General features: G+C 64.5%; 25 protein-coding genes. 24 read left to right on the forward strand and 1 reads right to left on the reverse strand.

The window, feature by feature from the left end; translation table 11 throughout:
• Positions 1-170 precede the first annotated feature (170 nt).
• The 18 genes from leuC to AC56LU_RS09250 all read left to right on the forward strand — a co-directional run bounded on the left by leuC (position 171) and on the right by AC56LU_RS09250 (position 19,954).
• A complete protein-coding gene (leuC, locus tag AC56LU_RS09165; RefSeq protein ID WP_497175281.1) occupies positions 171-1,571 on the forward strand; it encodes a 3-isopropylmalate dehydratase large subunit in 1,401 nt (466 codons plus the stop codon).
• A 43-nt stretch (positions 1,572-1,614) separates the two neighbouring features.
• The gene (locus AC56LU_RS09170; RefSeq protein WP_497175282.1) at positions 1,615-1,749 is read left to right on the forward strand and encodes a hypothetical protein; all 135 of its coding nucleotides are present in this window, start codon (positions 1,615-1,617) and stop codon (positions 1,747-1,749) included.
• A gap of 33 nt (positions 1,750-1,782) precedes the next feature.
• Positions 1,783-2,430, forward strand: coding sequence for a 3-isopropylmalate dehydratase small subunit (leuD, locus tag AC56LU_RS09175; protein ID WP_497175283.1), 648 nt, complete (start codon positions 1,783-1,785; stop codon positions 2,428-2,430).
• A 21-nt stretch (positions 2,431-2,451) separates the two neighbouring features.
• The gene (leuB, locus tag AC56LU_RS09180; RefSeq protein ID WP_497175284.1) at positions 2,452-3,522 is read left to right on the forward strand and encodes a 3-isopropylmalate dehydrogenase; all 1,071 of its coding nucleotides are present in this window, start codon (positions 2,452-2,454) and stop codon (positions 3,520-3,522) included.
• Between the two features lie 23 nt (positions 3,523-3,545).
• The gene (gene asd, locus AC56LU_RS09185) at positions 3,546-4,676 is read left to right on the forward strand and encodes an aspartate-semialdehyde dehydrogenase (RefSeq protein ID WP_497175443.1); all 1,131 of its coding nucleotides are present in this window, start codon (positions 3,546-3,548) and stop codon (positions 4,674-4,676) included.
• A 288-nt stretch (positions 4,677-4,964) separates the two neighbouring features.
• Positions 4,965-8,153: a motility hub landmark protein FimV gene (locus AC56LU_RS09190; protein WP_497175285.1), complete on the forward strand. Its 3,189-nt coding sequence runs from the start codon at positions 4,965-4,967 to the stop codon at positions 8,151-8,153.
• Complete coding sequence (truA, locus tag AC56LU_RS09195; RefSeq protein ID WP_497175286.1) at positions 8,150-8,950, forward strand: tRNA pseudouridine(38-40) synthase TruA; 801 nt, start codon at positions 8,150-8,152, stop codon at positions 8,948-8,950. The genes AC56LU_RS09190 and truA overlap by 4 nt, the downstream gene beginning before the upstream one ends.
• 8 nt (positions 8,951-8,958) lie before the next feature.
• Positions 8,959-9,651, forward strand: a complete 693-nt coding sequence (locus tag AC56LU_RS09200) for a phosphoribosylanthranilate isomerase (protein WP_497175287.1) — start codon at positions 8,959-8,961, stop codon at positions 9,649-9,651.
• On the forward strand, positions 9,635-10,876 hold the full coding sequence (gene trpB, locus AC56LU_RS09205; RefSeq protein ID WP_497175288.1) for a tryptophan synthase subunit beta: 1,242 nt from the start codon (positions 9,635-9,637) through the stop codon (positions 10,874-10,876). Before AC56LU_RS09200 ends, trpB begins: the two co-directional genes overlap by 17 nt.
• Before the next feature lie 53 nt (positions 10,877-10,929).
• Positions 10,930-11,727: a tryptophan synthase subunit alpha gene (trpA, locus tag AC56LU_RS09210; protein ID WP_497175289.1), complete on the forward strand. Its 798-nt coding sequence runs from the start codon at positions 10,930-10,932 to the stop codon at positions 11,725-11,727.
• 111 nt (positions 11,728-11,838) lie between these two features.
• Positions 11,839-12,138, forward strand: a complete 300-nt coding sequence (locus tag AC56LU_RS09215) for a hypothetical protein (protein ID WP_497175290.1) — start codon at positions 11,839-11,841, stop codon at positions 12,136-12,138.
• A 285-nt stretch (positions 12,139-12,423) separates the two neighbouring features.
• The gene (gene accD, locus AC56LU_RS09220; RefSeq protein ID WP_497175291.1) at positions 12,424-13,296 is read left to right on the forward strand and encodes an acetyl-CoA carboxylase, carboxyltransferase subunit beta; all 873 of its coding nucleotides are present in this window, start codon (positions 12,424-12,426) and stop codon (positions 13,294-13,296) included.
• An 80-nt stretch (positions 13,297-13,376) separates the two neighbouring features.
• Complete coding sequence (folC, locus tag AC56LU_RS09225; protein WP_497175292.1) at positions 13,377-14,675, forward strand: bifunctional tetrahydrofolate synthase/dihydrofolate synthase; 1,299 nt, start codon at positions 13,377-13,379, stop codon at positions 14,673-14,675.
• A gap of 14 nt (positions 14,676-14,689) precedes the next feature.
• On the forward strand, positions 14,690-15,592 hold the full coding sequence (locus AC56LU_RS09230) for an SPOR domain-containing protein (RefSeq protein WP_497175293.1): 903 nt from the start codon (positions 14,690-14,692) through the stop codon (positions 15,590-15,592).
• Positions 15,593-15,620: 28 nt separating this feature from the next.
• Positions 15,621-16,109: a CvpA family protein gene (locus AC56LU_RS09235; RefSeq protein WP_497175294.1), complete on the forward strand. Its 489-nt coding sequence runs from the start codon at positions 15,621-15,623 to the stop codon at positions 16,107-16,109.
• Positions 16,110-16,157: 48 nt separating this feature from the next.
• Positions 16,158-17,681 carry an amidophosphoribosyltransferase gene (gene purF, locus AC56LU_RS09240; protein WP_497175295.1) on the forward strand — a complete coding sequence of 508 codons (1,524 nt, stop codon included), beginning with the start codon at positions 16,158-16,160 and terminating at the stop codon, positions 17,679-17,681.
• Positions 17,682-17,691: 10 nt separating this feature from the next.
• Positions 17,692-18,930 (forward strand): cystathionine gamma-synthase family protein, encoded by a 1,239-nt coding sequence (locus AC56LU_RS09245; RefSeq protein WP_497175296.1) that lies wholly within the window; start codon positions 17,692-17,694, stop codon positions 18,928-18,930.
• 256 nt (positions 18,931-19,186) lie between these two features.
• On the forward strand, positions 19,187-19,954 hold the full coding sequence (locus AC56LU_RS09250) for a tetratricopeptide repeat protein (protein ID WP_497175297.1): 768 nt from the start codon (positions 19,187-19,189) through the stop codon (positions 19,952-19,954).
• Positions 19,955-20,015: 61 nt separating this feature from the next.
• Here the strand turns inward: AC56LU_RS09250 and lexA are convergent, their stop codons facing one another.
• Positions 20,016-20,648: a transcriptional repressor LexA gene (gene lexA, locus AC56LU_RS09255; protein WP_497175298.1), complete on the reverse strand. Its 633-nt coding sequence runs from the start codon at positions 20,646-20,648 to the stop codon at positions 20,016-20,018.
• A gap of 217 nt (positions 20,649-20,865) precedes the next feature.
• Here lexA and rpsF point away from each other — a divergent pair, with 217 nt between their 5' ends.
• The 6 genes from rpsF (at position 20,866) to AC56LU_RS09285 (ending at position 24,721) form a co-directional block, all read left to right on the forward strand.
• Positions 20,866-21,261, forward strand: coding sequence for a 30S ribosomal protein S6 (rpsF, locus tag AC56LU_RS09260; protein WP_497175299.1), 396 nt, complete (start codon positions 20,866-20,868; stop codon positions 21,259-21,261).
• 35 nt (positions 21,262-21,296) lie between these two features.
• The gene (gene priB, locus AC56LU_RS09265) at positions 21,297-21,587 is read left to right on the forward strand and encodes a primosomal replication protein N (protein WP_497175300.1); all 291 of its coding nucleotides are present in this window, start codon (positions 21,297-21,299) and stop codon (positions 21,585-21,587) included.
• A 37-nt stretch (positions 21,588-21,624) separates the two neighbouring features.
• Complete coding sequence (gene rpsR / locus AC56LU_RS09270; protein ID WP_091874943.1) at positions 21,625-21,915, forward strand: 30S ribosomal protein S18; 291 nt, start codon at positions 21,625-21,627, stop codon at positions 21,913-21,915.
• Positions 21,916-21,951: 36 nt separating this feature from the next.
• Positions 21,952-22,404, forward strand: a complete 453-nt coding sequence (gene rplI, locus AC56LU_RS09275; RefSeq protein ID WP_497175301.1) for a 50S ribosomal protein L9 — start codon at positions 21,952-21,954, stop codon at positions 22,402-22,404.
• A gap of 217 nt (positions 22,405-22,621) precedes the next feature.
• A complete protein-coding gene (locus AC56LU_RS09280; RefSeq protein WP_497175444.1) occupies positions 22,622-24,007 on the forward strand; it encodes a replicative DNA helicase in 1,386 nt (461 codons plus the stop codon).
• 87 nt (positions 24,008-24,094) lie between these two features.
• On the forward strand, positions 24,095-24,721 hold the full coding sequence (locus AC56LU_RS09285; RefSeq protein ID WP_497175302.1) for a DUF47 domain-containing protein: 627 nt from the start codon (positions 24,095-24,097) through the stop codon (positions 24,719-24,721).
• Positions 24,722-24,751 lie beyond the last annotated feature (30 nt).

Consider the following 24,751-nt stretch of genomic DNA (forward strand, 5'->3'; position numbering starts at 1 on the left):
TTTTATTTGCATCTGAGCTTGTCTATACAAATATTATTTGCACATTTTCCGATTGATTAGCAGAAAAATGCGTTGCCCCGGCTTGGTGCGGCAGTGCACAATTATGGCATAATCAAAAACCGTCCCTGCGCAGTCAGCCATTCCTGGGGGGCGCCTTCACCGGATAGACCATGCAAAAAACGCTCTACGACAAACTGTGGGATTCCCATGTCGTGCGTGCCGACGCCGATGGCACCACAGTCCTCTACATCGACCGCCACCTGGTGCACGAAGTCACCAGCCCGCAAGCCTTCGAGGCGCTGCGCGAAGCCGGCCGCGGACTATGGCGCACCTCCGCCAACCTGGCGGTGGCCGACCACAATGTGCCGACCACCGACCGTGCCCACGGCATCGCCGACCCCACCTCGCGCCTGCAGGTCGAAACGCTGGACGCGAACGCGAAAAGCTTCGGCCTGACCTACTTCGACATGAACGACAAGCGCCAGGGCATCGTGCACGTGATCGGCCCGGAGCAGGGCGCGACCTTGCCCGGCATGACCGTGGTCTGCGGCGATTCGCACACGTCCACCCACGGTGCATTCGGCTGCCTGGCGCACGGCATCGGCACCTCGGAAGTCGAGCACGTGCTGGCCACCCAGACGCTGCTGGCCAAGAAATCGAAGTCGATGCTGGTGCAGGTCGACGGCGACCTGCCGCCGGGCGTGACCGCCAAGGACATCGTGCTGGCCGTGATCGGCAGAATCGGCACCGCCGGCGGCACCGGCTACGCCATCGAATTCGGCGGTTCGACCATCCGCGCGCTGTCGATGGAAGGCCGGATGACGGTCTGTAACATGGCGATCGAAGCGGGCGCACGCGCCGGCATGGTCGCGGTGGACGACACCACCATCGATTACGTCAAGGGCCGTCCGTTCTCGCCCAGGGGCGAACAATGGGAGCAGGCGGTCGGCTACTGGCGCACCCTGCATACCGACGACGGCGCGCAGTTCGACACCGTCGTGAGATTGGACGCATCCGAGATCCGCCCGCAGGTCACCTGGGGCACCTCGCCCGAGATGGTGACCTCGGTCGACGGCCGCGTGCCGGATCCTCGCCTCGAGACCGACGCGGTGCGCCGCGGCGCCATCGAAAAGGCGCTGGCCTACATGGACCTGGCGCCCAACACCCCGATCGACCAGATCCGGATCGACAAGGTCTTCATCGGCTCCTGCACCAACTCGCGCATCGAAGACCTGCGCGCCGCCGCCGATGTGGTGCGCGGCCGCCAGCGCGCAGCCAACGTCAAGCTGGCGATGGTGGTGCCGGGCTCGGGCCTGGTCAAGGAGCAGGCCGAGCGCGAAGGCCTCGACCTCATCTTCAAGGAAGCCGGCTTCGAATGGCGCGAGCCGGGCTGCTCGATGTGCCTGGCAATGAACGCCGACCGCCTCGAGCCGGGTGAGCGCTGCGCCTCGACCTCGAACCGCAATTTCGAAGGACGCCAGGGACAGGGCGGCCGCACCCACCTGGTGTCGCCCGCCATGGCGGCGGCGGCGGGCATCGCCGGCCACTTTGTCGACGTACGCGCACTCTGATGCGTTAATGCAGATTTAACCCGTAACACCGAAACAGGAAATCATGAAAAAAGTAATCGCTCAAGTCGTTGTCACCTCGCTCGTCGCTCTCACCCTGGCAGGCTGCAACACCATCTCCGGCATCGGCCGCGACGTGCAGAAGGTCGGCCAGGTCGTTACCGGCGCCGGCGGCAAATAATAGTTAAATACCTTACAAGGAGCCGGAGCGAGCATGGATAAATTCACCGTACACGAAGGCGTGGTGGCGCCGCTGGATCGCGCCAACGTCGATACCGACGCCATCATTCCGAAACAGTTCCTGAAATCGATCCGCCGCACCGGCTTCGGCCCGAATCTATTCGACGAGTGGCGCTACCTGGACCATGGCGAGCCGGGCCAGGACTGCAGCGGCCGCCCCGTGAACCCGGACTTCGTGCTGAACCAGCCGCGCTACGCCGGCGCCTCGATTCTTCTGGCTCGCAAGAACTTCGGCTGCGGCTCCTCGCGCGAGCACGCGCCCTGGGCGCTGCAGCAGTATGGCTTTCGCGCCATCGTGGCGCCGAGCTTCGCCGACATCTTCTTCAACAACTGCTACAAGAGCGGCCTGCTGCCGATCGTGCTGGACGAAGAAGCGGTGGACGGCCTGTTCAAGACGGTGGAGGCGAACCCCGGCTTCAAGCTGGTGGTGGACCTGGAGCAGCAGCGCATCGGCAGCGCGGACGGCAGCATCTCGCATGCGTTCGCCATCGACGACTTCCGCAAGTACTGCCTGCTCAATGGCCTGGACGACATCGGCCTGACCCTGCGCCACGCCGACGACATCCGCACGTTCGAACAACGCCACCTGGCCGCCCAGCCGTGGCTGGCGAATACCATCTAGAAAATTTAAAAGAGAGACCGCATGAAAATCGCAATCCTGCCGGGTGACGGCATCGGCCCGGAGATCATCGACCAGGCGGTCAAGGTCCTGAACGCGCTGGGCGAACCGATCGAGATGGAAACGGCGCAAGTAGGCGGCGCCGGCTACGCGGTCCACGGCCATCCGCTGCCCGAGGGCACCCTGAAGCTGGCCAAGCAAGCCGACGCGGTGCTGTTCGGCGCCGTCGGCGACTACCAGTACGACGCGCTAGAGCGCGCGCTGCGCCCCGAACAGGCCATCCTCGGCCTGCGCAAGGAACTGGGCCTGTTCGCCAACCTGCGTCCGGCCATCCTGTACCCGGAACTGGCCGGCGCCTCGACGCTCAAGCCGGAAGTGGTGTCGGGGCTGGACATCCTGATCATCCGCGAGCTCACCGGCGACATCTATTTCGGCAAGCCGCGCGGTGTGCGCGAATGCCCGGACGGCCCGTTCGCCGGCCAGCGCGAGGGCTTCGATACCATGCGCTATGCCGAAGGCGAAATCCGCCGCATCGCCCACGTGGCCTTCCAGGCCGCGCGCAAGCGCGACCGCCGCGTGACCAGCGTCGACAAGGCCAATGTGCTGGAAACCTTCCAGTTCTGGCGCGACATCGTCACCGAGGTGCACAAGGAATACCAGGACGTCGAGCTCGAGCACATGTACGTCGATAACGCCGCCATGCAGCTGGTGCGCGCGCCGAAGAAGTTCGACGTCATCGTCACCGGCAACATGTTCGGCGACATCCTGTCGGACGCCGCGGCCATGCTGACCGGCTCGATCGGCATGCTGCCATCGGCCTCGCTCGACGCCAACAACAAGGGCCTGTACGAGCCGTCGCACGGCTCGGCGCCGGACATCGCCGGCAAGGGCGTGGCGAATCCGTTGGCCACGATTTTGTCCGCCGCGATGATGCTGCGCTTTACCTTTGGCCGTACCGAGCAGGCCGACCGCATCGAGAACGCGGTCAAGCGCGTGCTGGCCAAGGGGCTGCGCACTCCGGACATTTTCGAAGCAGGTACCAGCAAGGTGGGTACCGAAGAAATGGGTAACGCGGTGGTCTCCGCACTTCAATAAATTTTTATACCTGAGAGAAGATGATGAAACTAGTAGGCCTGGTAGGCTGGCGCGGCATGGTGGGCTCGGTCCTGATGCAGCGCATGCAGGAAGAGGGCGATTTCGACCACATCGAGCCGGTGTTCTTCACCACCTCGAACCCGGGTGGCGCCGCGCCGAAGATGGCGAAGAACGAAACCACCCTGAAAAGCGCGAGCGACATCCTTGAATTGTCGAAATGCGAGATCATCATCTCGTGCCAGGGCGGCGACTACACGTCCGAGGTGTTCCCGAAGCTGCGCGCCAGCGGCTGGAACGGCTACTGGATCGACGCCGCATCGACCCTGCGCATGAACGACGACGCCGTCATCGTGCTCGACCCGGTCAACAAGGACGTCATCAAGAACGCCATGTCGCGCGGCGTGAAGAACTACATCGGCGGTAACTGCACCGTGTCGTGCATGCTGATCGGCCTGGGCGGCCTGTTCGAGCAGGGCCTGGTCGAGTGGATGACGTCCATGACCTACCAGGCGGCATCGGGCGGCGGCGCGCAGCACATGCGCGAACTCCTGACCCAGTTCGGCACTATCAACGGCGCCGTCAAGCCGCTGCTGGACGACCCGGCTTCGGCCATCCTCGAGATCGACCGCACCGTGCTGGCAACCCAGCATGGCCTGAGCGCGGAGGAAACCAGGCAGTTCGGCGTGCCGCTGGCCGGCAACCTGATCCCGTGGATCGACAAGGACCTGGGCAACGGCCAGTCGAAGGAAGAATGGAAGGCCGGCGCCGAGACCAACAAGATCCTGGGTCGTGGCGAAGGTTTCGCTGGTACCAGGGCCATCCCGGTGGACGGCCTGTGCGTGCGCATCGGCGCCATGCGCTGCCACTCGCAGGCGCTGACCATCAAGCTCACCAAGGATGTGCCGCTGGACGAGATCAACGACATCATCGCCTCGCACAACCAGTGGGTGAAGGTGGTGCCGAACACCCGCGAAGCCTCGATGCGCGAGCTGTCGCCGGCCGCCGTCACCGGCGGGCTGGGCATCCCGGTCGGCCGCCTGCGCAAGATGTCGATGGGTAATGATTACCTGTCGGCCTTCACCGTCGGCGACCAGCTGCTGTGGGGCGCGGCCGAGCCGCTGCGCCGCATGCTGCGTATCGTCCTCGACAAGTAATTGCAGGTGGGCGGGCGGCCTTGGCGTCCGCCCACCATCCCCTGTTGGCACCCTTGCCACACCTCCTGTAAAATTGCTAAGCGCTTGTAATCAAACGCTATCGATTTCACTCCGCATCGGTCATTCTGGCCACACATCCACCGTCGCTGCGCCTTCCTTGTGCGCGGGAAGCTTGCATGCTCTAAAGCATGATGATATGTTGAGACTCCCGGGAATTGTCTTTCCCCTGGCCAACTTTCTGGATAACGTCCTCTGCCAATTATGCATTTTCCACACCGTCCTCCGCTCATGGCATTTGCGCTGAAAACAGTCACCGCGGCCGTGGCCAGCGCCGTGTTCCTGTCGCCTGCCGCTCACGCTGCCGGCCTCGGGAAGCTGACGGTGTTGTCGGCACTTGGCCAGCCCCTGCGCGCCGAGATCGAACTGACGACGACCGCCGGCGAGGATGCGTCCAGCCTGGCAGTGAAGCTGGCGTCGCCGGAAGCCTTCCGCGCCGCCAACATCGAATTCAACCCGGCCCTGCTGTCGCTGCGCTTCAACGTCGAGCAGCGCGGCGGGCGCCAGTTCATCCGCCTGAGCTCGACCCAGCCGCTGAACGAGCCCTTCGTGGATATGTTGCTCGAGCTGTCGTGGAATAGCGGCCGCCTGGTGCGCGAATACACCTTCCTGCTCGACCCGGCCGAACTGCGCAATACGCAGCCGGCCCAGGTGGCGGCCGACACCCGCCCGGCAGCGACCCAGCCGCGCCCGGCGGCGGCGCAAGCGGCCGCGCCGGTGGCGCAGCAGCCGCAGCAAGAGCAGCCGCGCCGTGAAGCTCCGGCGCCGGCACCACGCGCCGCCGCGGCCGATGCAGGCGCGGGTGCTGCCGCATCGAGCTACCGCGTGCGCCCGGGCGATACCCTGGGCAAGATCGCGACCAAGCTGAAACCGGCCGACATCTCGCTCGACATGATGCTGGTGGCGCTGTACCGCGCCAATCCCGACGCTTTCATCGGCAACAACATGAACCGCCTGAAGTCGGGCCAGATCCTGTCGGTGCCCGACTCCGGCGCCATGCGCGGTAATGGCGGCGGCGACGCCGAGGCGCGCGGCGTCGTGATCGCGCACGCGGCCGATTTCAACGCCTACCGCAACAAGCTGGCCGGCCAGGTTGCCAACGCCGCCCCTCAGCGCATCCCTCAGGCCGGCCAGAGCGCCGCCGGCAAGATCACCGCCAAGGTCGAGGAACGCCCGACCGCCGCCAACGAATCGCAAGACCAGCTGCGCCTGTCGAAGGCCACGCACGCTGCCGCCGGCGCACAGGGAGCAAGCGGTGCGGCCACGGCGAGCGCCGAAGACAGCATCGCCCGCGAGCGCGAACTGGAGCAGGCCCAGGCTAGAGTGAGGGAACTCGAAAAGAACGTCAACGAGCTCGAGAACCTGATGACGGTGAAGAGCCGTTCCGGCAGCGAAGCGCAGAATGCCGCCGGCGTGACCGCAGGCAGCGCGGCCGGCGCCCTTGCAGGCAAGGCCGCCCAAGTCCCCGCCAATCAGCCGGCAAGCCCGGCAAGCAAGCCTGCCGCGAAAGCCAGGCCGGTGCCTGCCAAACAGGAAGAGAAAAGCTTCGCCGACACGCTGATGGACAACATCAACTACGTCGCCGCCGGCGCCGCCATCCTGCTGCTGGGCGCGCTCGGCATCTCGCAGCGCCGCAGGAAGAAGGGCGCGGGCGCCAAGGACCTGGTGGTCGAACCGTCGGTGCTGGGCGTGCCGACCCAGGGCGCGCACGCGCTGTTCGCGGAAGCGGGCGGCCAGAGCGTCGACACCAGCAACAGCGTGTTCAATTCCAGCTTTGCGCCTTCGGCCTCGCAGCTCGACACCAATGAAGTCGATCCGGTCGCGGAAGCCGACGTCTACATCGCCTACGGCCGCGATGCCCAGGCCGAAGAGATCCTGAAGGAAGCGCTGCGCCTTCAACCGGAACGCCATCCGGTGCGCCTGAAGCTGCTCGAGATCTACGCGGCCCGCAAGGACCTGCGCGCCTTCGAAACCCAGGCCGGCGAGCTGTATGGCCTCACGCGCGGGCATGGTGACGAATGGGCCCACGCGGCCGCGCTCGGCCACAGCATCGACCCAGGCAATCCGCTGTATGCCGGCGCCACCGGCGCCGCGCCGTTCGCCTCGAACCCGAGCCAGCAGGAGCGCGACCAGCAGTCGCTGCTGTCGCAGCAGCTCGAAGCCTCGTTCCGCTCTGGTAGCCCGGCAGGCGCGCAAGCTGCCGCGCTTGGCGCAGGCGCCGTGGCCGGCGCCGCCTACGCCGCCATGGACCATGACGAGCAGGATGCGACGGCCGTGCCGGTTGCCGAAGGGCGCACCGACGACCACTCGCTCGATTTCGACCTCGGCGGCCTGAGCTTCGAACCAGTCGCCAGCGGCGAAGCGATCGCCATGGCCGGCCCTGGCGACGACGCGGTGCTCGACGAAACCGCCGTGCCCGACCTCGACTTCGCACTCGATCCGCTCAGTGATTCCATCACTTCGCCCCCGGCCGACCTCACGGCCGCGCCCGCATCCGCGAGCGAAGAGCCGTTCGACCTCGCTTTCGACATGAGTTTCGGCGAACCGGAAACCGAGGCAGGCGCCGAATCCAGCGCCGCAACAGTGGACCACGACATGGCCGGCCTGGCTGCCGAATTCGACCTGCCGCCGCTGCCCGCGCTGACCGAAGACGAGGTGCCGGCGCTGGCCACCGCGGCCGCCGCAGCCGCGCCGGCGGCACTTGCCGCCTCCAGCGCCGAACACGATCCGCTGTTCGACCTCGACACCATGGACTTCGGCCTGCCGGCCACCCCGGCGCTGCCGTCCGCCGTGGCCGAGGCGACCCCGTTCCACGAAGAAGTGCCCGCCGTCGTCGGCGCTCCGGCTGGCGCGCTCGGCGCGGACGATCCGCTGTTCGACCTCGATACCATGGATTTCGGCAGCCCGGCCGAGTCGGTCGAGCCGCTTGCCGCGCCACACCTGGCCCAGCCGGCGGTCGAGCCGTTTGAATTTGACGCGCCGGCCGTCGCCGCGCCTGGCGCCGCCGCGCCGGCACCAATGGACGACGCGCTGGCCTTCGACCTGCCGGCCGCCGACGACGACCCGTTCGCACTGGACGACATCGCGGCGACCACGCCGGACGGCGCTACCGCATCCTTTGCCCCGGCCCCGGGTGCGCCGATGGAGCCGTCCTTCGACCTGGCCGACATCGATCTCGACCTGCCGTCCTTCGAACAGCCGGCAAGCGCCGATGCCGATCTGCCGGTGCCTGGCGAGGCTCTCGAGCCGGCCGCGCTGTCGCCGGAACACATGGAAATGGAAACCAAGCTCGACCTCGCGATCGCCTACCAGGAAATCGGCGACAAGGAAGGCGCACGCGAGCTGCTCGACGAAGTCATCAAGGGTGGCAGCAGCGAACAGGTGAGCAAGGCCAGCGCGATGCGCTCCCTGCTCGCGTGAGGCGCGTTGTACTGGGTGTCCAATACGTAGGCACCGCCTGGAACGGCTACCAGAAGCAGCCGTCGCGTAACACCGTCCAGGACCAGCTCGAGATCGCGCTCGAGAAGTTCGCCTGCACGCCCCTTGGCACCACCTGCGCCGGCCGCACCGACGCCGGCGTGCACGGCATCGAGCAGGTGGTCCACTTCGATACCGAACTCGCGCGCCCGGTGCAGAGCTGGGTGCGCGGCGTCAACGCCTTCCTGCCCGAGTCGATCGTGGTGCGCTGGGCGCACGAGGTGGCGCCGGACCCGGAAGGTCAGGAATTCCATGCCCGCTTCTCGGCGCGCTCGCGCACCTATCACTACGTGCTCTACAACCACGCGAACCCGTCCTCGCTGCTGGCCGGCCGGGCCGGGTGGACCTTCCGTCCGCTGGATGTGGAACGCATGATGGAAGCCGGCCAGCACCTGCTCGGCGAGCACGACTTCTCGGCCTTCCGCGCCTCGGGTTGCCAGGCGAATACCCCGGTCAAGCTGATGCACGAGGTGAGCATCCGGCGCTACGGCGACGTGATCGTGTTCACGGTGCGCGCCAGCGCTTTCCTGCACCACATGGTGCGCAACATCGTCGGCTCGCTCATCTACGTGGGAATCGGGCGCAACGAACCGGGCTGGATGAAAGAGGTGCTCGAGAGCCGCTCGCGCGACGTGGCGGCGCCGACTTTCATGCCGGACGGCCTGTACCTGGCCAAAATCGATTACGATCCAAAGTGGGGATTGCCGCAAGAGCCGGCATCGCCCTTACCCTGGCTGTAAGGATCGTCATGCAACGCACCCGTATCAAGATTTGCGGCATCACGCGCGAGGAAGACCTGCGCGTTGCTGTGCAATCCGGCGCCGACGCGCTGGGTTTCGTGTTCTATGCAAAAAGCCCGCGCTACGTCACGCTAGAGGCGGCGGGACGCCTGTGCGCCGCGCTGCCGCCGTATGTGAGCGCGGTGGCGCTGTTCGTCAACGCGACGGTGGACGAGGTGAGGGCGGTGGCCGAACGTGCGCCGCTGTCGCTGATCCAGTTCCATGGCGATGAAACGATGGACGAGTGCGCGCGGCTGGCCGCGGCCGTGTCGCGCCCCTTTGTGCGTGCCTTCCGCGTCCGGCCGGACACAAGCCCGAATGAGCTGCTAGAATATGAGCGTGCATACCGCGCTGCCAGTCCCTGGTTCTCCGGCCTGTTGCTGGATACCTGGGTCGACGCCTACGGCGGCGCAGGAAAGGTTTTCGATTGGTCTCTAGTCCCAAAAGAGCTCGCGCCTCGGGTCGTTTTGAGTGGTGGCTTGAACGTACAAAACGCGACTGACGCGATCGTACGTGTTCGCCCGTTCGCGGTCGACGTCAGCAGTGGCGTCGAAGCGCAGAAGGGCATCAAGGATGCCCGCAGGATCGCCGACTTCGTCGGCGCCGTGCGGGCCGCCGACGCCATCATTTCTAGTGAGAACCATCATGAAAGATCGTCCTAGCGGAAGCACTCCGCTGTTCAAGACCCTTGAATACCAACTGCCCGACCAGAGCGGGCACTTCGGCCCCTACGGCGGCAGCTTCGTCGCCGAGACCCTGTCGCACGCCCTGGCCGAGCTGAACGAAGCCTACGCGCGCTACTCCAACGACCCTGAATTCCTCGAAGAATTCCGCTACGAGCTGGCGCACTTCGTCGGCCGCCCGTCGCCGGTCTACCACGCCAGGCGCTGGTCGGAACAGGCCGGCGGCGCCCAGATCTTCTTCAAGCGCGAAGACCTGAACCACACCGGCGCCCACAAGATCAACAACGTGATCGGCCAGGCCCTGCTGGCGCGCCGCATGGGCAAGAAGCGCATCATCGCCGAAACCGGCGCCGGCCAGCACGGCGTGGCCACCGCCACCATCTGCGCGCGTTTCGGCATGGAGTGCGTGGTCTACATGGGCAGTGAAGACGTCAAGCGCCAGGCGCAGAACGTCTACCGCATGAAGCTGCTGGGCGCGACCGTGGTGCCGGTGGAATCGGGCAGCAAGACCCTGAAGGACGCGCTCAACGAAGCGATGCGCGACTGGGTCACCAACATTGAAAACACCTTCTACATCATCGGCACGGTGGCGGGCCCGCATCCGTATCCGATGATGGTGCGCGACTTCCAGTCGGTGATCGGCGAGGAATGCCGGGTGCAGATGCCGGCCATGACGGGCCGCCAGCCGGACTACGTGCTGGCCTGCGTCGGCGGCGGTTCGAACGCGATGGGTATCTTCTACCCTTACATCGACGAGCCGGGCGTGAAGCTGGTCGGCGTCGAGCCGGCGGGGGAGGGCATCGAGACCGGCAAGCATGCGGCATCGCTCAGCGCCGGTATCCCGGGCGTCCTGCACGGCAACCGCACCTACCTGCTGCAGGATGCGAACGGGCAGATCATCGAGACGCATTCGGTGTCGGCCGGCCTGGATTACCCGGGTGTGGGGCCGGAGCACGCGTGGCTGAAGGACATCAAGCGCGCCGAGTACGTGTCGATCACGGACGACGAAGCCTTGCAGGCCTTCCACGACTGCTGCCGCATCGAAGGAATCATCCCGGCGCTCGAATCGTCGCACGCGATCGCCTACGCGGTGAAGCTGGCAGGCACGCTGCCGAAGGACCAGCTCATCCTGGTCAACCTGTCGGGCCGCGGTGACAAGGACATGCACACGGTGGCGCAGAGGATGGGGCTGGATTTCAGCTAAGGCTGAGCAGCCGTCCTTTCCATCATCCCGTGAATTCTTCTAGAAAGAACAGCATGTCCCGTATCGCTTCGACCTTTGCGTCCCTGAAGGCGCACAACAAGACCGGCCTCGTCACCTTCATCACCGCCGGCGACCCCGGCCCCGAGCTGACCGTGCCCCTGATGCACGCCCTGGTGGAGGGCGGCGCCGACGTCCTGGAACTGGGCGTCCCGTTTTCCGACCCGATGGCCGAAGGCCCGGTCATCCAGCGCGCCTGCGAACGGGCGCTCAAATTCAACATCGGCTTGAAGGATGTCTTCGGGTTCGTCCGTGAATTCCGCCAGACCAACACCACAACGCCGGTGGTCCTGATGGGCTACGCCAACCCGATCGAACGCATCGGCCCCGACAACTTCATTCGCTGCGCGAAGGAAGCGGGCGCCGACGGCGCGATCGTGGTCGACTATCCGCCGGAGGAGTGCGCGGCCTTCGCCGAAGCCATGCGCGCCAACGACCTCGACCTGATCTTCCTGCTGGCGCCGACGTCGACCACGCAACGCGTGCAGCAGGTGGCGCAGTACGGCAGCGGCTTCAGCTACTACGTCTCGCTCAAGGGCGTGACCGGCTCCGGCAGCATCGACACGGCGGATGTGGCGCGTCGCGTGGCGGCGATCCGCGAGCACGTGAAGCTGCCGATCGGCGTGGGCTTCGGCATCCGCGATGGCGCCACGGCCCGGGCGGTGGCGGAAGTGGCGGATGCAGTGGTGATCGGCAGCCGCATCATCCAGGAGATCGAATCGGTGCCGGTGGAGCAGGCGGTGGAGGCGGTGCGCAGCTTCACCTCCGGTATCCGCAGCGCGCTCGACAGCTGAACAAAGATTGCCTTCACGCAAGACGCGGTTTGCGCTGCCGCGTTTTGCCCTGGTGACCATCGCAGTACATTGGACTCGGTATTTCCGATAAACAATCCTTTGGATCCCGCGATGAAAATACAGATTACCAATGTTTCAGTAGGCCAGTCGGCCAAAGTCCTGGCTGTGCTGTACACAGTCATGTCACTGCCTATCATGCTGTTCGTGACAGCCGCCAGCTTCGTCGGCGGCGGCCTTGGCATTGGCATTGGGGTAGCCATCCTGATGTTGCTAATTGCCCCACTTGGATACGGCCTCATTACCTTCCTTTGCACCGGCCTGGTAGCCTGGCTTTACAACGTCGTAGCCCGCCGGGTTGGCGGCCTCGAGTACAGTGTCGCTGACATATCGGACGCTGCCGTCAAGAGTTAAAGGCTCATGAAAATTGGGGGGCAGAGTCGAATTGCCAAGCAATTGTCAAAAGTTGTCAAACAATTCGACTCTGACCCCAATTGCTGGGTAGTACCCGTGCTCCGCAGCAAATAGGGTCAAAGTCGAATTGCAGGAAATTCTGGGGAATTGCCCAACAATTTGACTCTGACCCCAGAGTTGCCCCAGAGTTGAAAGGATGATAATTGGCAGGGCGACATCATTCGACAAGCGAGGCGCTTGCGGCTACACTACCGCCACTTCGAAGACTTGCCGCAAGGAGAAAAGATGAGTTGGCTAGAAAAACTGCTGCCCCCACGGATCCAGCGCTCCGATGCCGCCAAAAGCAAGACCATGCCCGAGGGCCTGTGGGTCAAGTGCCCGTCGTGCGAATCGGTCCTGTACCGCGCCGACCTCGAATCGAACCAGCACGTCTGCCCCAAGTGCGACCACCACATGCGCATTCGCGCCCGCGAGCGCCTCGATGCGCTGCTCGACGAAGGCGGCCGCTATGACATCGGCCAGGAAGCCCTGCCGGTCGACACCCTGAAGTTCAAGGACAGCAAGAAGTATCCGGACCGCCTCAAGCAGGCCATGGACGCCACCGGCGAAACCGATGCGCTCATCGTGCAGGGGGGCTCGATCATGAGCCTGCCGGTCGTGGTCGCCTGCTTCGAATTCGAATTCATGGGCGGCTCGATGGGTTCGGTCGTCGGCGAGCGCTTCGTGCGCGGCGCCCAGGTGGCGCTGGAGCAGAAGCTGCCCTTCATCTGCATCACCGCCACCGGCGGCGCCCGCATGCAGGAAGGCCTGCTGTCGCTGCTGCAGATGGCCAAGACCACCGCCATGCTGACCAAGCTGTCCGAGAAAAAGCTGCCGTTCATCAGCGTGCTGACCGACCCGACCATGGGCGGCGTCTCGGCCTCGTTCGCCTTCATGGGCGACGTCGTCATCGCCGAGCCGAAAGCCCTGATCGGTTTCGCCGGCCCGCGCGTGATCGAGAACACCGTGCGCGAAAAGCTGCCGGAAGGCTTCCAGCGGGCCGAGTTCCTGGTGCAGAAGGGCGCCGTCGACATGATCGTCGACCGCCGCAAGATGCGCGAAGAAATCGCCCGCCTGCTGGCGCTGCTGCAAAACCAGGCCGCCGACGCGCTGGCCTGAGTCAAAAGCTTAACCTTCACCCTGGTGCGGGCCCATGCGTCCGCACCAGCGCCCCGCGCGCATTCACCGAAGTCCATCCAATGTCTCTTCTTCCGACCACCTTGCCCGACTGGCTGGCGCTGCTCGAGTCACGCCACGCCGAAACCCACATCGACATGGGCCTGGACCGCGTGCGCGCCGTCAAGGAACGCATGGGGCTCGCCTTCAGCTGCCCGGTGATCATGGTGGCCGGCACCAACGGCAAGGGCTCGACCTGCGCCATGCTCGAAGCCGTGCTGCTGCAGTCCGGCTACCGCGTCGGCCTCTACATCAAGCCGCACTTCCTCGACTTTAACGAGCGCGCCCGCATCAACGGCGAGATGGCGTCCGATGCGGCGCTGGTCCAGGCCTTCGATGCGGTGGAAAGTGTGCGCGGCGACGTGTCGCTGACCTACTTCGAGTTCACCACGTTGGCGATCATGCACCTGATTTCGCAGGCCGGCGTCGACGTCGCGATCCTCGAAGTCGGGCTGGGCGGACGGCTCGACGCGGTCAACGTGGTCGACGCCGACGTCGCGATCGTCACCAGCGTCGACATCGACCATACCGACTACCTGGGCGACACCCGCGAAAAGATCGGCTTCGAAAAGGCCGGCATTTTCCGCCCGGGGAAGCCCGCGATCTGCAGCGACCCGGTGCCGCCCCAAGCGCTCATCGACCACGCGGAAAGCATCGGCGCCGACCTGTGGCTGCTGGGTCGCGATTTCAACTACCAGGGCGACCAGCAGCAGTGGGGCTACGCCGGCCGCGGACAGCGCCGCAATGCGCTGGCCTATCCGGCGCTGCGCGGCGCCAACCAGCTGCTCAACGCCTCGGCCGCGCTGGCCGCGCTCGAGGTGTTGCGCATGCAACTGCCCTGCGGTGCGCAGGAAGTGCGCGCCGGCCTGGCCATGGTCGAGCTGCCGGGGCGCTTCCAGGTGCTGCCCGGACGGCCGACCCAGGTGCTGGACGTGGCCCACAACCCGCATGCCGCGGCGGCCCTCGCGCACAACCTCGGCAACATGGGCTTCCACCGCTACACTTATGCGGTGTTCGGTATCATGGAAGACAAGGATATCGAGGCCGTGATCGCGCCCCTGAAGGGCATCGTCGACCACTGGTGCGTCACCGCGCTGCCGTCGCCGCGCTCCGCGCAACCCGAACAATTGGCCGAAAAGCTCGCTGCATTGCAGCCAGCCGGCGCAAAAGCCGACGATTTCTCGGTCACGCCATTTGCCACCCCGGCCGAAGCCTATGCAAACGCCGTGAGCCGCGCAGGGGAGAATGATAGAATTGTGGTCTTTGGCTCGTTCTACACGGTCGCCGGCGTGATGGCGGCCCGCAAACACTCTCTTCACTGATCATCTAGATACGCATGGGCTTGTTCTCGTTCGGTAGCAAAAACAAGCAAGACACTGTCCAGGACAGCGGCCACTTCGTCAAGGATGACGACGCCGCCTATGGCGAACGTGCCCGCACCAAGCGCGCCTCCCACGCCGGCGAAGGCGCCGCCCGTGGACGCGCACGCGGCGGCGCCGATCCGATCCTGCCCGAGAAGAAACGCGCGCGCCGCCGCCTGGTAGGCGCCATCGCGCTGGCCCTGGCGGCCGCGGTCGGCCTGCCGATGCTGCTCGATTCCGAGCCCAAGCCGCTCGGCGCCGACATTGCCATCAACATCCCGTCCAAGGACAAGGCCGCGCCGCTGCCGGTGCCCGCCGCGGCCACCGTGGACAGCGGCGAGGAAATCGTCGAGCCGACCGATGACCCCATGCCGGCTGTGGCGCAGCCGGCAGGCCAGGTCGCGGCCCTTCCGGCCGACCCGCCGGCAGTGCGCACCCTGGACACCGCGCCTGCCGCGCCGAAGGTCGAACCCAGGCAGGAGCCGACGCGCAAGCCGGAAGCGGAACTGCACCCGAAGGTCGTCGACCTCGAACCGAAGAGGTTGGAAAAGCCCGTCGACAAGCCCGCCGTCAAGGCGCCGGAGACGAAGCCGCCCCAGGATGACGCCGCACGTGCCATCGCCATCCTCGAGGGCAAGCCGGCCGTCAAAGCTGCCGGCCCGTCGCAGAAATACGTGGTGCAGGTCGCTGCGCTGGCAACCCAGCAGAAGGTCGACGAGCTGCAGGGCCGCCTGCGTGCGGCCGGCGTCTCCTCGTTCACCGAGAAGTCCGGTGAGCTGATCCGCGTGCGCGTGGGTCCGTACACCAGGGAAGAGGGCGAGAAGATCCGCTCCAAGCTGATCAGCATGGGCCTGTCGGGCAGCATGGTGCCGCTCTGATGCGGCACCGTACCAGGGTGTTGGCGGCGTGACCATTTTCGATTACCTCGTCTTGTTCGTACTGGGTTCGTCCGTCGTCATTTCCACCCTGCGCGGGCTGGTGAAGGAGATCCTGTCGCTGCTGGGCTGGATCGTGGCCTTCGTGGTGGCGAACGCCTACGGCGCCCAGTTGGCGCCAATGCTGCCACAATTGGTGCCCGGCGAGACCGCGCGCCTGATCATGGCCTTCGTGCTGCTCTTCCTCGGCGTGCGCATCCTGATGGGCCTGTTGTCGCTGGCGATCGGGGCGCTGATCACGGCCACCGGCCTGAGCCTCGCGGACCGCGGGCTGGGCGGATTGTTTGGATTGGCGCGCGGCATTGTAATCGTGCTGGCCGCCGTCATATTGTGTGGGATGACGTCCATCCCGCAGCAGGATTTCTGGAGAAACGCGCTGCTCTCGCCGATGGCGGAAACCGGAGCGCGCACCGTCAAACCCTTTCTCCCTGCCGCACTCGGGCAGCACATCAGGTTCTGAATTCGGTTTCATTTTTGTAATCAGGCAGTCCAGTTTTAGGAGCGCACCATGTGTGGCATCGTCGGCGTCGTCTCGAACAATCCCGTTAACCAGCTTCTCTATGACGCATTGCTGCTCCTGCAGCACCGCGGCCAGGACGCGGCGGGCATTGCAACCAATCACAGCAGCATGTTCTCGATGTACAAGGCCAACGGCCTGGTACGCGACGTGTTCCGCACCCGTAACATGCGTTCGCTGCAGGGCAATACCGGTATCGGCCACTGCCGCTACCCGACCGCCGGCTCGTCGAGCGAGGAAGAAGCCCAGCCGTTTTACGTGAACGCGCCCTTCGGCATTACCCTGGCCCACAACGGCAACCTGACCAACCAGGCCGCGCTCAAGGAAGAGCTGTTCCGTAACGACCGCCGCCACATCAACACCGATTCCGACTCGGAAGTGCTGCTGAACGTGCTGGCCCACGAGATCCAGGAAGCGGCCGACGGCTACAACCTGGATAAAGACGCCGTGTTCAAGGCAGTCGCCGCGGTGCACCGCCGCGTGCGCGGCGCCTATGCGGTGGTGTCGCAGATCGCCGGCCACGGCATGCTGGCCTTCCGCGATCCGTTCGGCATCCGTCCGCTGTGCCTCGGCATGAACGAGAGCGAGCATGGCACCGAATACCTGGTGGCGAGCGAATCGGTGGCGCTCGAAGGCCTGGGCTTCCGCTTCGTGCGCGACATCGCGCCGGGCGAGGCCATCTTCATCGACAACGACGGCAACATGTACGAGCAGCAGTGCGCCGAGAACCCGTCGCTGAACCCCTGCGCCTTCGAATACGTCTACCTGGCCCGTCCGGACTCGGTGATCGACGGCGCTTCGGTGTACGCGACCCGCCTGCGCATGGGCGAATACCTGGCCGACAAGATCCGCCAGGAGATTCCGGTCGACGAGATCGACGTGGTCATGCCGATCCCCGACTCCTCCCGTCCGGCAGCGATCCAGCTGGCCCTGAAACTGGGCGTCGAGTACCGCGAAGGCTTCATCAAGAACCGCTACATCGGCCGCACCTTCATCATGCCTGGGCAAGGGATGCGCAAGAAATCGGTGCGCCAGAAGCTCAACGCGATCGCCTCCGAGTTCAAGGACAAGAACGTGCTGCTGGTCGACGACTCGATCGTGCGCGGCACCACCAGCCGCGAGATCGTGCAGATGGCGCGCGATGCAGGCGCTCGAAAAGTGTTCTTCGCCTCGGCCGCGCCGCCGGTGCTGTACCCGAACGTGTACGGCATCGACATGCCGACCCGCGACGAGCTGATCGCCCACGGCCGCACCGTCGAGGAAGTCTGCGCCGAGATCACCGCCGACCGCCTGGTCTACCAGGATGTCGACGCGCTCAAGCGCGCGATCTCCGACGTCAATCCGGCGCTGAAGAACTTCGAGGCGTCCTGCTTCGACGGCGTGTACGTGACCGGCGACGTGACCCCGGAATACCTCGACCGCCAGGAAACCGCGCGCCATAACCCGAAGAAAAACCAGGTCGAGGATCCGGTGCGCACCCAGCTGAACCTGAACACGCCGGCAGCCGCCGAGTAAGGTTGTGGGCATGAGCGAGAAAACCTACGGTTTCACGACCACCATCCTGCACAACGACCGCCGCAAGACGATCGAGCAGGGCTCGCTGCACAAGCCGGTGCATACTTCGGTGGCCTTCGGCTACGGCGACGCACGCCAGCTGGCATCGGTATTCCAGGGCAAGGAGCCGGGCTTCCGCTATGGCCGCCAGGGCAACCCGACCGTGAGCGCGCTCGAGGACAAGATCAGCAAGATGGAAGACGGCGTCGGCACCCTGTGCTTTGCCACCGGCATGGGCGCCATCGGCGCGCTGTTCCAGGCGCTGCTCAAGGCCGGCGACCACGTCGTCTCGTCCTCCTTCCTGTTCGGGAACACCAACAGCCTGTGGCAGACGGTGGCGGGGCAGGGCGTGGGCGTGGACTTCGTCGACGCCACCGACGTCGCCAATGTCGAAGCGGCCCTCAAGCCGGAGACGCGCATGGTCTTTGTAGAGACCATCGCCAATCCGCGCACCCAGGTGGCCGACCTGGCCCGTATCGGCCGGTTGTGCCGCGAACGGGGCATCCTGTACGTGGTGGATAACACCATGACCACGCCCTGGCTGTTCCGTCCGAAGGCGGTGGGCGCGGGCCTGGTGGTCAATTCGCTGACCAAGTCGATCGGCGGCCACGGCAACGCCCTCGGCGGCGCCCTCACCGACACCGGCCTGTTCGACTGGAGCGCCTATCCGAACATCGCGGCCAACTTCCGCAAGCAGCCGGCAAGCGCACAGGGCCTGGCCCAGCTGCGCGCCAAGGCCTTGCGCGACTTCGGCGCCGCACTCGGGCCGGAAGCGGCGCACCACATCGCGGTGGGCGCCGAGACGCTGGCGCTGCGCATGGAACGCACGAGCAGCAACGCGCTGGCGCTGGCGCAGATGCTGGAAGCCGATCCGCGGGTGTCGGCGGTCCACTACCCGGGTCTGGCGTCGCATCCACAGCACCGCATCACCGGGGAACTGTTCCGTTCCGGCGGCTCCCTGATGAGCTTTGAGCTGCGCGAGGATATCGACCCCTTCGACTACCTGAACCGCCTGAAGCTCGGCATCCCGGCCAGCAACCTGGGCGACACCCGCACCCTGGTGATTCCGGTGGCGCACACGATCTTCTTCGAGATGGGCGCCGAGCGGCGCGCCAGCATGGGCATCGCCGAGTCGCTGATCCGCGTATCGGTCGGCATCGAGGATACCGACGACCTGCTGGCGGACTTCCGCCAGGCGCTCGACGCGTAGCAAAACGGCAACCCTCGGGTTGCCGTTTCTCGTAGGGTGGGCGGCTCCCCCGCACTGCCGGATCAGCGCCACCGTGGGCGCCGCCCACGCGTTCAAACAGTCTGTGCGTTGCGGCGGCTCTACTCGACGGGGATTTGAACGCGTGGGCGGCAAATACGGTGTGGATGCATCGACGCATCAGGTGGAGCCGCCCACCCTACGGGGTCCTGCAGCATTTTGTTTCAGCGGTTGAGCAAGGCAGCACATTGCCGCTATCATGGGATTCCTGTTCCCCATCCATTATCTGCCCATGAAGACCAAGCTGTTCCTTGCATCCCTGCTGCTGTGCGGCGCCGCCTTTGCCGGCGAGCTGGAAGACGCCAACGCCCTGTTCGAGAAGAAGGACTACGCGGGCGCGCTGAAGATCTATACCAAGCTGGCCAATGCCGGCAATCCGGCGGCGCAGCAGGCGCTGGGCCAGATGTACTGGTATGGCGAAGCGGGGCAGGTGGACGAAGCGAAGGCCGAAGCGCTGTTCAAGAAGGCGGCGGCCAAGGGCGACAAGGTGGCGATCGCCTCGCTGGAGCTGATGGACCAGCGCGTCAAGCGGCGCAAGGACATCGACTACTGGATCAAGGGCTACGATGGCGAAGACCTGAAAGCGGGCGAGTACCGCTGCGTCGCGCCACGCATTCCCGCGATGTCGAAGGTCAATGCCGATATCGACCGTATCAGCGCGGCCGTGCTGGCGTGGCAGGAATGCTACAACAAGTACGTCACCAACCTGAATGCCTCGATGCCGCTGACCAAGCGTGTCCCGGACGAGGTCCGAAAACTGATGAACAAGGAAGAGCTTGAAAAATCGAACGCCCACCTGGTCCAGCTGGGGGAGAACCTGAGCGAAGAGGCGAAGGTGAGTTCGAAGCTGGTGCTGGCGGACTACGCCGCCTGGCGCTCCGCGACCGAGGCCTTTGTGGCCCAGCACAACCAGATCGTGAAGTCGGCCCCGAAGGACTCGCACTGGGCGGACAAGAAGATTCAGTAAGGCAGGCGACCGGCGACCGGCGCCCGCGTTCGTGGATGAACGCGGGGCTGCGGCGCAGGAATCAATGCCAGCTGCGCATCAGGCCGACGGCCAGGCCCTCCAGTGCGAACTCGTCTTCCGGCGACACCTGGATGACCTTGAAGTCCGGATTCTCCGGCAGCAGCTCGACCAGGTTGCCGGTCTTGCGGTAGCGCTTGACCGTCACTTCTTCGCCGAGACGGGCGACCACGATCTGGCCGTTCTTGGCGCTGTCGATCTTCTTGACCGCCAGGAAGTCGCCGTCGCAGATGCCGGCGTCGCGCATCGACCAGCCCTTGACCTTCAGCAGGAAGTCGGGACGGGCCGAGAACATGGCGGCGTCGACGGAGTAGGTGGCTTCGACGTGTTCCTGGGCCAGGATCGGCGAGCCGGCGGCGACGCGGCCGACCAGCGGCAGCGACATCATGAGGGCCGGCGGAACCAGCGGGATCTGCTCGACCGAGGCGCCGATGAGGCGGATGCCGCGCGAGGTGCCCGGCGAAATCTCGATGGCGCCCTTGCGCGCCAGCGCCTGCAGGTGCTCCTCGGCCGCATTGGCCGACTTGAAGCCCAGCTCGGCCGCGATTTCGGCGCGGGTCGGCGGGAAACCGGTATTCTCGATCGCTTCCTTGATCAGGTTGAGGATCTGTTCTTGCCTTGCAGTGAGCTTGAGCATGGGTGTTATACGGCAATGGGTTGTAAGAGCAGACTGTATTTTTGTACAGTATTCCCGGATGCGCAAGGGAAAACACGGGAAAAGTGCAAAAAAATTGTGCGCCACAGCCAGGCTTCCCATCCCCCCATTTCTCGGGCTATAATAGCCGGCTTACCCTTCCCACACTCGTCTTGACGCCGAGGTGGGCATTTGTTTAAACGTCCTTAAGGAGTGTTGCATGCGTCATTATGAAATCGTTTTTATCGTCCACCCGGACCAGAGCGAGCAAGTTCCGGCGATGATCGAGCGTTACAAGGCCAGCGTGACCGCGCGCGGCGGTAACATCCATCGCGTGGAAGACTGGGGCCGTCGCCAGATGGCTTACCAGATCCAGAAGCTGCCGAAAGCCCACTACATCTGCATGAACATCGAGTGCGACAATGAGACCCTGGTCGAGCTGGAAACCGCATTCAAGTTCAATGATGCCGTCCTGCGTCACCTGACCGTCAAGATGAAGAAGGCTGAAACCGCACCGTCGCCGATGATGAAGTCGGTCCAGCGCGAAGACGCAGCCAAGAGCCACCGTGCAGAAGCAGCCGCTCCGGCAGCTGCCCCAGCCGCAGCAGCTGCCTAAGTTTTTCCCAGGGAATCCAGTAGCAAGACAGCGCAGTGAATCAGTTCCAGCTCATCGCGACCATCGCGGAGCGTGACGTACTGCGTTTCACCCCGGCCGGCGTCCCCATCGTGGGCGCGATCCTGAGGCACGATTCGCAGCAGGTGGAAGCCGGAGTGGCAAGGCAGGTCGCGTTTGAAATCCCTGCGCTCGGCGCGGGCGAGATTTCAGGCAGGCTGCAAAGCGCAGAACTCGGCGCCGCCTACCGCTTCGAAGGATTCCTCGCACGGAAGAACCGCAACAGCAAAGCCTTGGTATTTCACATCATTGATTTCAGTGCCGCCTAAAACTCGGCGCAATTTAGATTAGATACAGGAGCCTAAAATGGCATTCGGTAAAAAGTTCGACAAAAACAAAGCTAAAGAGAAACTCAAGCGCAAACAGCAGAACCCGCTGTTCAAGCGTAAGAAGTTCTGCCGCTTCACCGCAGCAAACGTGGAACAGGTCGATTACAAAGACGTCGACACCCTGAAGGACTTCGTCCAGGAAAACGGCAAGATCATGCCGGCACGTCTGACCGGCACCAAGGCGCACTACCAGCGCCAGGTCGACACCGCCATCAAGCGCGCCCGTTACCTCGCGCTGCTGCCGTACACCGACCTGCACCACGGTTAATTCCCGTCGTACAGATCAGATCTTCTGGAGAAAAATATGCAAATTATCCTTTTGGAAAAAGTTGTTAACGTCGGCAACCTGGGCGACGTCGTCAAGGTCAAGGACGGTTACGCACGTAACTTCCTGATCCCGCAAAAAATGGCACGCCGTGCTACCGCCGCTGCCGTGGCCGAGTTCGAAGTCAAGCGCGCCGAGCTGGAAAAAGCTGCTGGCGAAAAGCTGTCGGCTGCCCAGGCACAAGGCGACAAGCTGAGCGGCATGACCGTCACCATCGCCCAGAAGGCGGGCGTGGACGGCCGTCTGTTCGGTTCGGTCACCAACTTCGACATCGCAGAAGCCCTGAGCAAGCAAGGCTTCCCGGTCGAGAAGTCGCAGGTTCGCCTGCCGACCGGCCCGCTGAAGACCACTGGTGAATTCCCGGTTGCCGTCGCGCTGCACACCGACGTCGTCACCGAGATCACCATCGCCGTCGTCGGCGAAGCTGCCTAAGAGCCTAACAATTCCTCCATGGCGGCGTTGCACCGCCTCGCCGTACTAGCGTACTGTCTTCGGCGCTGCGCCTTGCCCTGGAGGTTTGTTAGACTCTTAAATAGCACCAAGTTTTTGTTGCATAAATGAAAAAGCCGGGCTCGCCCGGCTTTTTTTACGTCCTGAAAAACTCGGCAATTATGACAGCCGTATGACAGGAGAAGGTATAATGCCCGCCATGAATTCCCCAGCCGATCCGCAAGTCGATTCCCTGCGCATCCCACCGCATTCCATCGAAGCAGAGCAGTCCGTCATCGGCGGCCTCCTGCGCGATAACGCGGCGTGGGACCGTATTGCCGACTTCATGAACGCGGACGATTTCTACCGCTACGACCACCGCATCATCTTCGAACAGATGGTTCGCCTGATCAACGCCGGCAAGCCGGCCGACGTGATCACGGTCTATGAAGCCTGCAACAACCTCGGCAAGGCCGAGGACGTCGGCGGGCTGCAGTACCTGAATGCGATGGCGCAGAACACGCCGTCGGCGGCCAACATCCGCCGCTATGCCGAGATCGTGCGCGACCGCGGCATCCTGCGCAAGCTCATCACCGTCGCCGACGAAATCTCGGGCAATGCGTTTAATCCGCAGGGCAAGGAAGTCAAGCAGATGCTCGACGAGGCCGAATCGAAGATCTTCGCGATCGCCGAAACCGGCTCGCGCGGCCAGCAGGGCTGGAACCCGATCCAGCCGCTGCTGACGCAAGTCGTCGAGCGCATCGACGAACTGTATTCGCGCGAAAACCAGGGCGAGATCACCGGCGTGCCGACCGGCTTCATCGACCTCGACCGCATGACCTCGGGCCTGCAGCCGGGCGACCTGGTGATCGTCGCCGGCCGTCCGTCGATGGGCAAGACCGCGTTCTCGGTCAACATCGGCGAGAACGTCGCGATCGAAGCCGGCCTGCCGGTGGCCGTGTTCTCGATGGAGATGGGCGGCGCCCAGCTGGCCATGCGTATGCTCGGCTCGGTCGGCCAGCTCGACCAGCACCGCCTGCGTACCGGCCGCCTCAACGACGAGGATTGGCCGCGCCTGACGCACGCCATCCAGAAGATGAACGACGCCCAGCTCTACATCGACGAGACGCCGGCGCTGAACCCGATCGAGATGCGCGCACGGGCACGACGCCTGGCGCGCCAGTGCGGCAAGCTGGGCCTGATCATCGTCGACTACCTGCAGCTGATGCAGGGCAGCCAGCCGGGCGACAACCGCGCGGCCGAGATCTCCGAGATCTCGCGAAGCCTGAAAGGCCTGGCCAAGGAGCTGCATTGCCCGGTCATTGCACTGTCCCAGCTGAACCGCTCGCTGGAACAACGCCCCAATAAACGTCCCGTCATGTCCGACCTGCGCGAATCGGGCGCTATCGAACAGGATGCCGACGTGATCATCTTCCTGTATCGCGACGAGGTCTACAACCCCGACTCGCCCGATAAAGGAACTGCCGAGATCATCATCGGTAAGCAGCGTAACGGCCCGATCGGGGCAATTCGCCTTACCTGGATCGGCCAGTACACCAAGTTCGGCAATTACAGCGGCAACCTGAGCGTCTACCAGGGCGACTAGGTTTCAAAGCCGCGCATTCACACCATGTTCCGCTGCCAGCCGTGGCGGCGGTTTCGAAGTCCCAAGAGATTCACAACGGAGAATAATATGTTTGGACGCCTGATGCCCCAGGAGGGCAAGTTTTTTGACCTGTTCAACCAGCACGCAGCCCTGTGCGTGAAGGGCGCGCAGGAGATGGTCGGCCTGATGACCAACTTCGACGACCTGGAAAATCGCACCCACGCCGTCGAGAGCATCGAGAAGCAGGCCGACAAGATCACCTACGCCACGGTCGACATGCTGCACAAGACCTTCATCACCCCGATCGACCGCGACGACATCCACAAGCTGATCACCAGCATGGACGACATCCTCGACATGATGGAAGACGCGGCCCAGACCGTCTCGCTGTACGACCTGCATGCGGTGACCCCGGAAGCCGCGCGCCTGGCCGAGCTGTGCCTGTCGTGCTGCCTGAAGGTGCAGGAAGCCGTCGGCCTGCTGCACGACATGGGCAACGCCCAGAAGATCGTCGCCATCTGCGAAGAGATCGACCGCTTCGAGTCGGACGCCGACCACGTGATGCGCGCCGCCATGTCGAAACTGTTCCGCGACGAGCCTGACGTGCGCAACCTGATCAAGATGAAGGCCATCTACGAGATCCTCGAGACGGTCACCGACCGCTGCGAAGACGTGGCCAATATCGTCGAAGGCATCATCGTCGAGAACGCGTAAGCGTCAACAGCGCTGCGCGCATAACAAGAA

The organism is Telluria sp. PB2R4, assembly GCF_059685695.1.

Excerpts from the sequence above, each read along its gene's own strand:
- leuC (WP_497175281.1), top strand. The coding sequence starts at position 171 with ATGCAAAAAACGCTCTACGACAAACTGTGGGATTCCCATGTCGTGCGT.
- AC56LU_RS09170 (WP_497175282.1), top strand. The coding sequence starts at position 1,615 with ATGAAAAAAGTAATCGCTCAAGTCGTTGTCACCTCGCTCGTCGCTCTC.
- leuD (WP_497175283.1), top strand. The coding sequence starts at position 1,783 with ATGGATAAATTCACCGTACACGAAGGCGTGGTGGCGCCGCTGGATCGC.
- leuB (WP_497175284.1), top strand. The coding sequence starts at position 2,452 with ATGAAAATCGCAATCCTGCCGGGTGACGGCATCGGCCCGGAGATCATC.
- asd (WP_497175443.1), top strand. The coding sequence starts at position 3,546 with ATGAAACTAGTAGGCCTGGTAGGCTGGCGCGGCATGGTGGGCTCGGTC.
- AC56LU_RS09190 (WP_497175285.1), top strand. The coding sequence starts at position 4,965 with ATGGCATTTGCGCTGAAAACAGTCACCGCGGCCGTGGCCAGCGCCGTG.
- AC56LU_RS09200 (WP_497175287.1), top strand. The coding sequence starts at position 8,959 with ATGCAACGCACCCGTATCAAGATTTGCGGCATCACGCGCGAGGAAGAC.
- trpB (WP_497175288.1), top strand. The coding sequence starts at position 9,635 with ATGAAAGATCGTCCTAGCGGAAGCACTCCGCTGTTCAAGACCCTTGAA.
- trpA (WP_497175289.1), top strand. The coding sequence starts at position 10,930 with ATGTCCCGTATCGCTTCGACCTTTGCGTCCCTGAAGGCGCACAACAAG.
- AC56LU_RS09215 (WP_497175290.1), top strand. The coding sequence starts at position 11,839 with ATGAAAATACAGATTACCAATGTTTCAGTAGGCCAGTCGGCCAAAGTC.
- accD (WP_497175291.1), top strand. The coding sequence starts at position 12,424 with ATGAGTTGGCTAGAAAAACTGCTGCCCCCACGGATCCAGCGCTCCGAT.
- folC (WP_497175292.1), top strand. The coding sequence starts at position 13,377 with ATGTCTCTTCTTCCGACCACCTTGCCCGACTGGCTGGCGCTGCTCGAG.
- AC56LU_RS09230 (WP_497175293.1), top strand. The coding sequence starts at position 14,690 with ATGGGCTTGTTCTCGTTCGGTAGCAAAAACAAGCAAGACACTGTCCAG.
- purF (WP_497175295.1), top strand. The coding sequence starts at position 16,158 with ATGTGTGGCATCGTCGGCGTCGTCTCGAACAATCCCGTTAACCAGCTT.
- AC56LU_RS09245 (WP_497175296.1), top strand. The coding sequence starts at position 17,692 with ATGAGCGAGAAAACCTACGGTTTCACGACCACCATCCTGCACAACGAC.
- AC56LU_RS09250 (WP_497175297.1), top strand. The coding sequence starts at position 19,187 with ATGGGATTCCTGTTCCCCATCCATTATCTGCCCATGAAGACCAAGCTG.
- lexA (WP_497175298.1), bottom strand. The coding sequence starts at position 20,648 with ATGCTCAAGCTCACTGCAAGGCAAGAACAGATCCTCAACCTGATCAAG.
- rpsF (WP_497175299.1), top strand. The coding sequence starts at position 20,866 with ATGCGTCATTATGAAATCGTTTTTATCGTCCACCCGGACCAGAGCGAG.
- rpsR (WP_091874943.1), top strand. The coding sequence starts at position 21,625 with ATGGCATTCGGTAAAAAGTTCGACAAAAACAAAGCTAAAGAGAAACTC.
- rplI (WP_497175301.1), top strand. The coding sequence starts at position 21,952 with ATGCAAATTATCCTTTTGGAAAAAGTTGTTAACGTCGGCAACCTGGGC.
- AC56LU_RS09280 (WP_497175444.1), top strand. The coding sequence starts at position 22,622 with ATGAATTCCCCAGCCGATCCGCAAGTCGATTCCCTGCGCATCCCACCG.
- AC56LU_RS09285 (WP_497175302.1), top strand. The coding sequence starts at position 24,095 with ATGTTTGGACGCCTGATGCCCCAGGAGGGCAAGTTTTTTGACCTGTTC.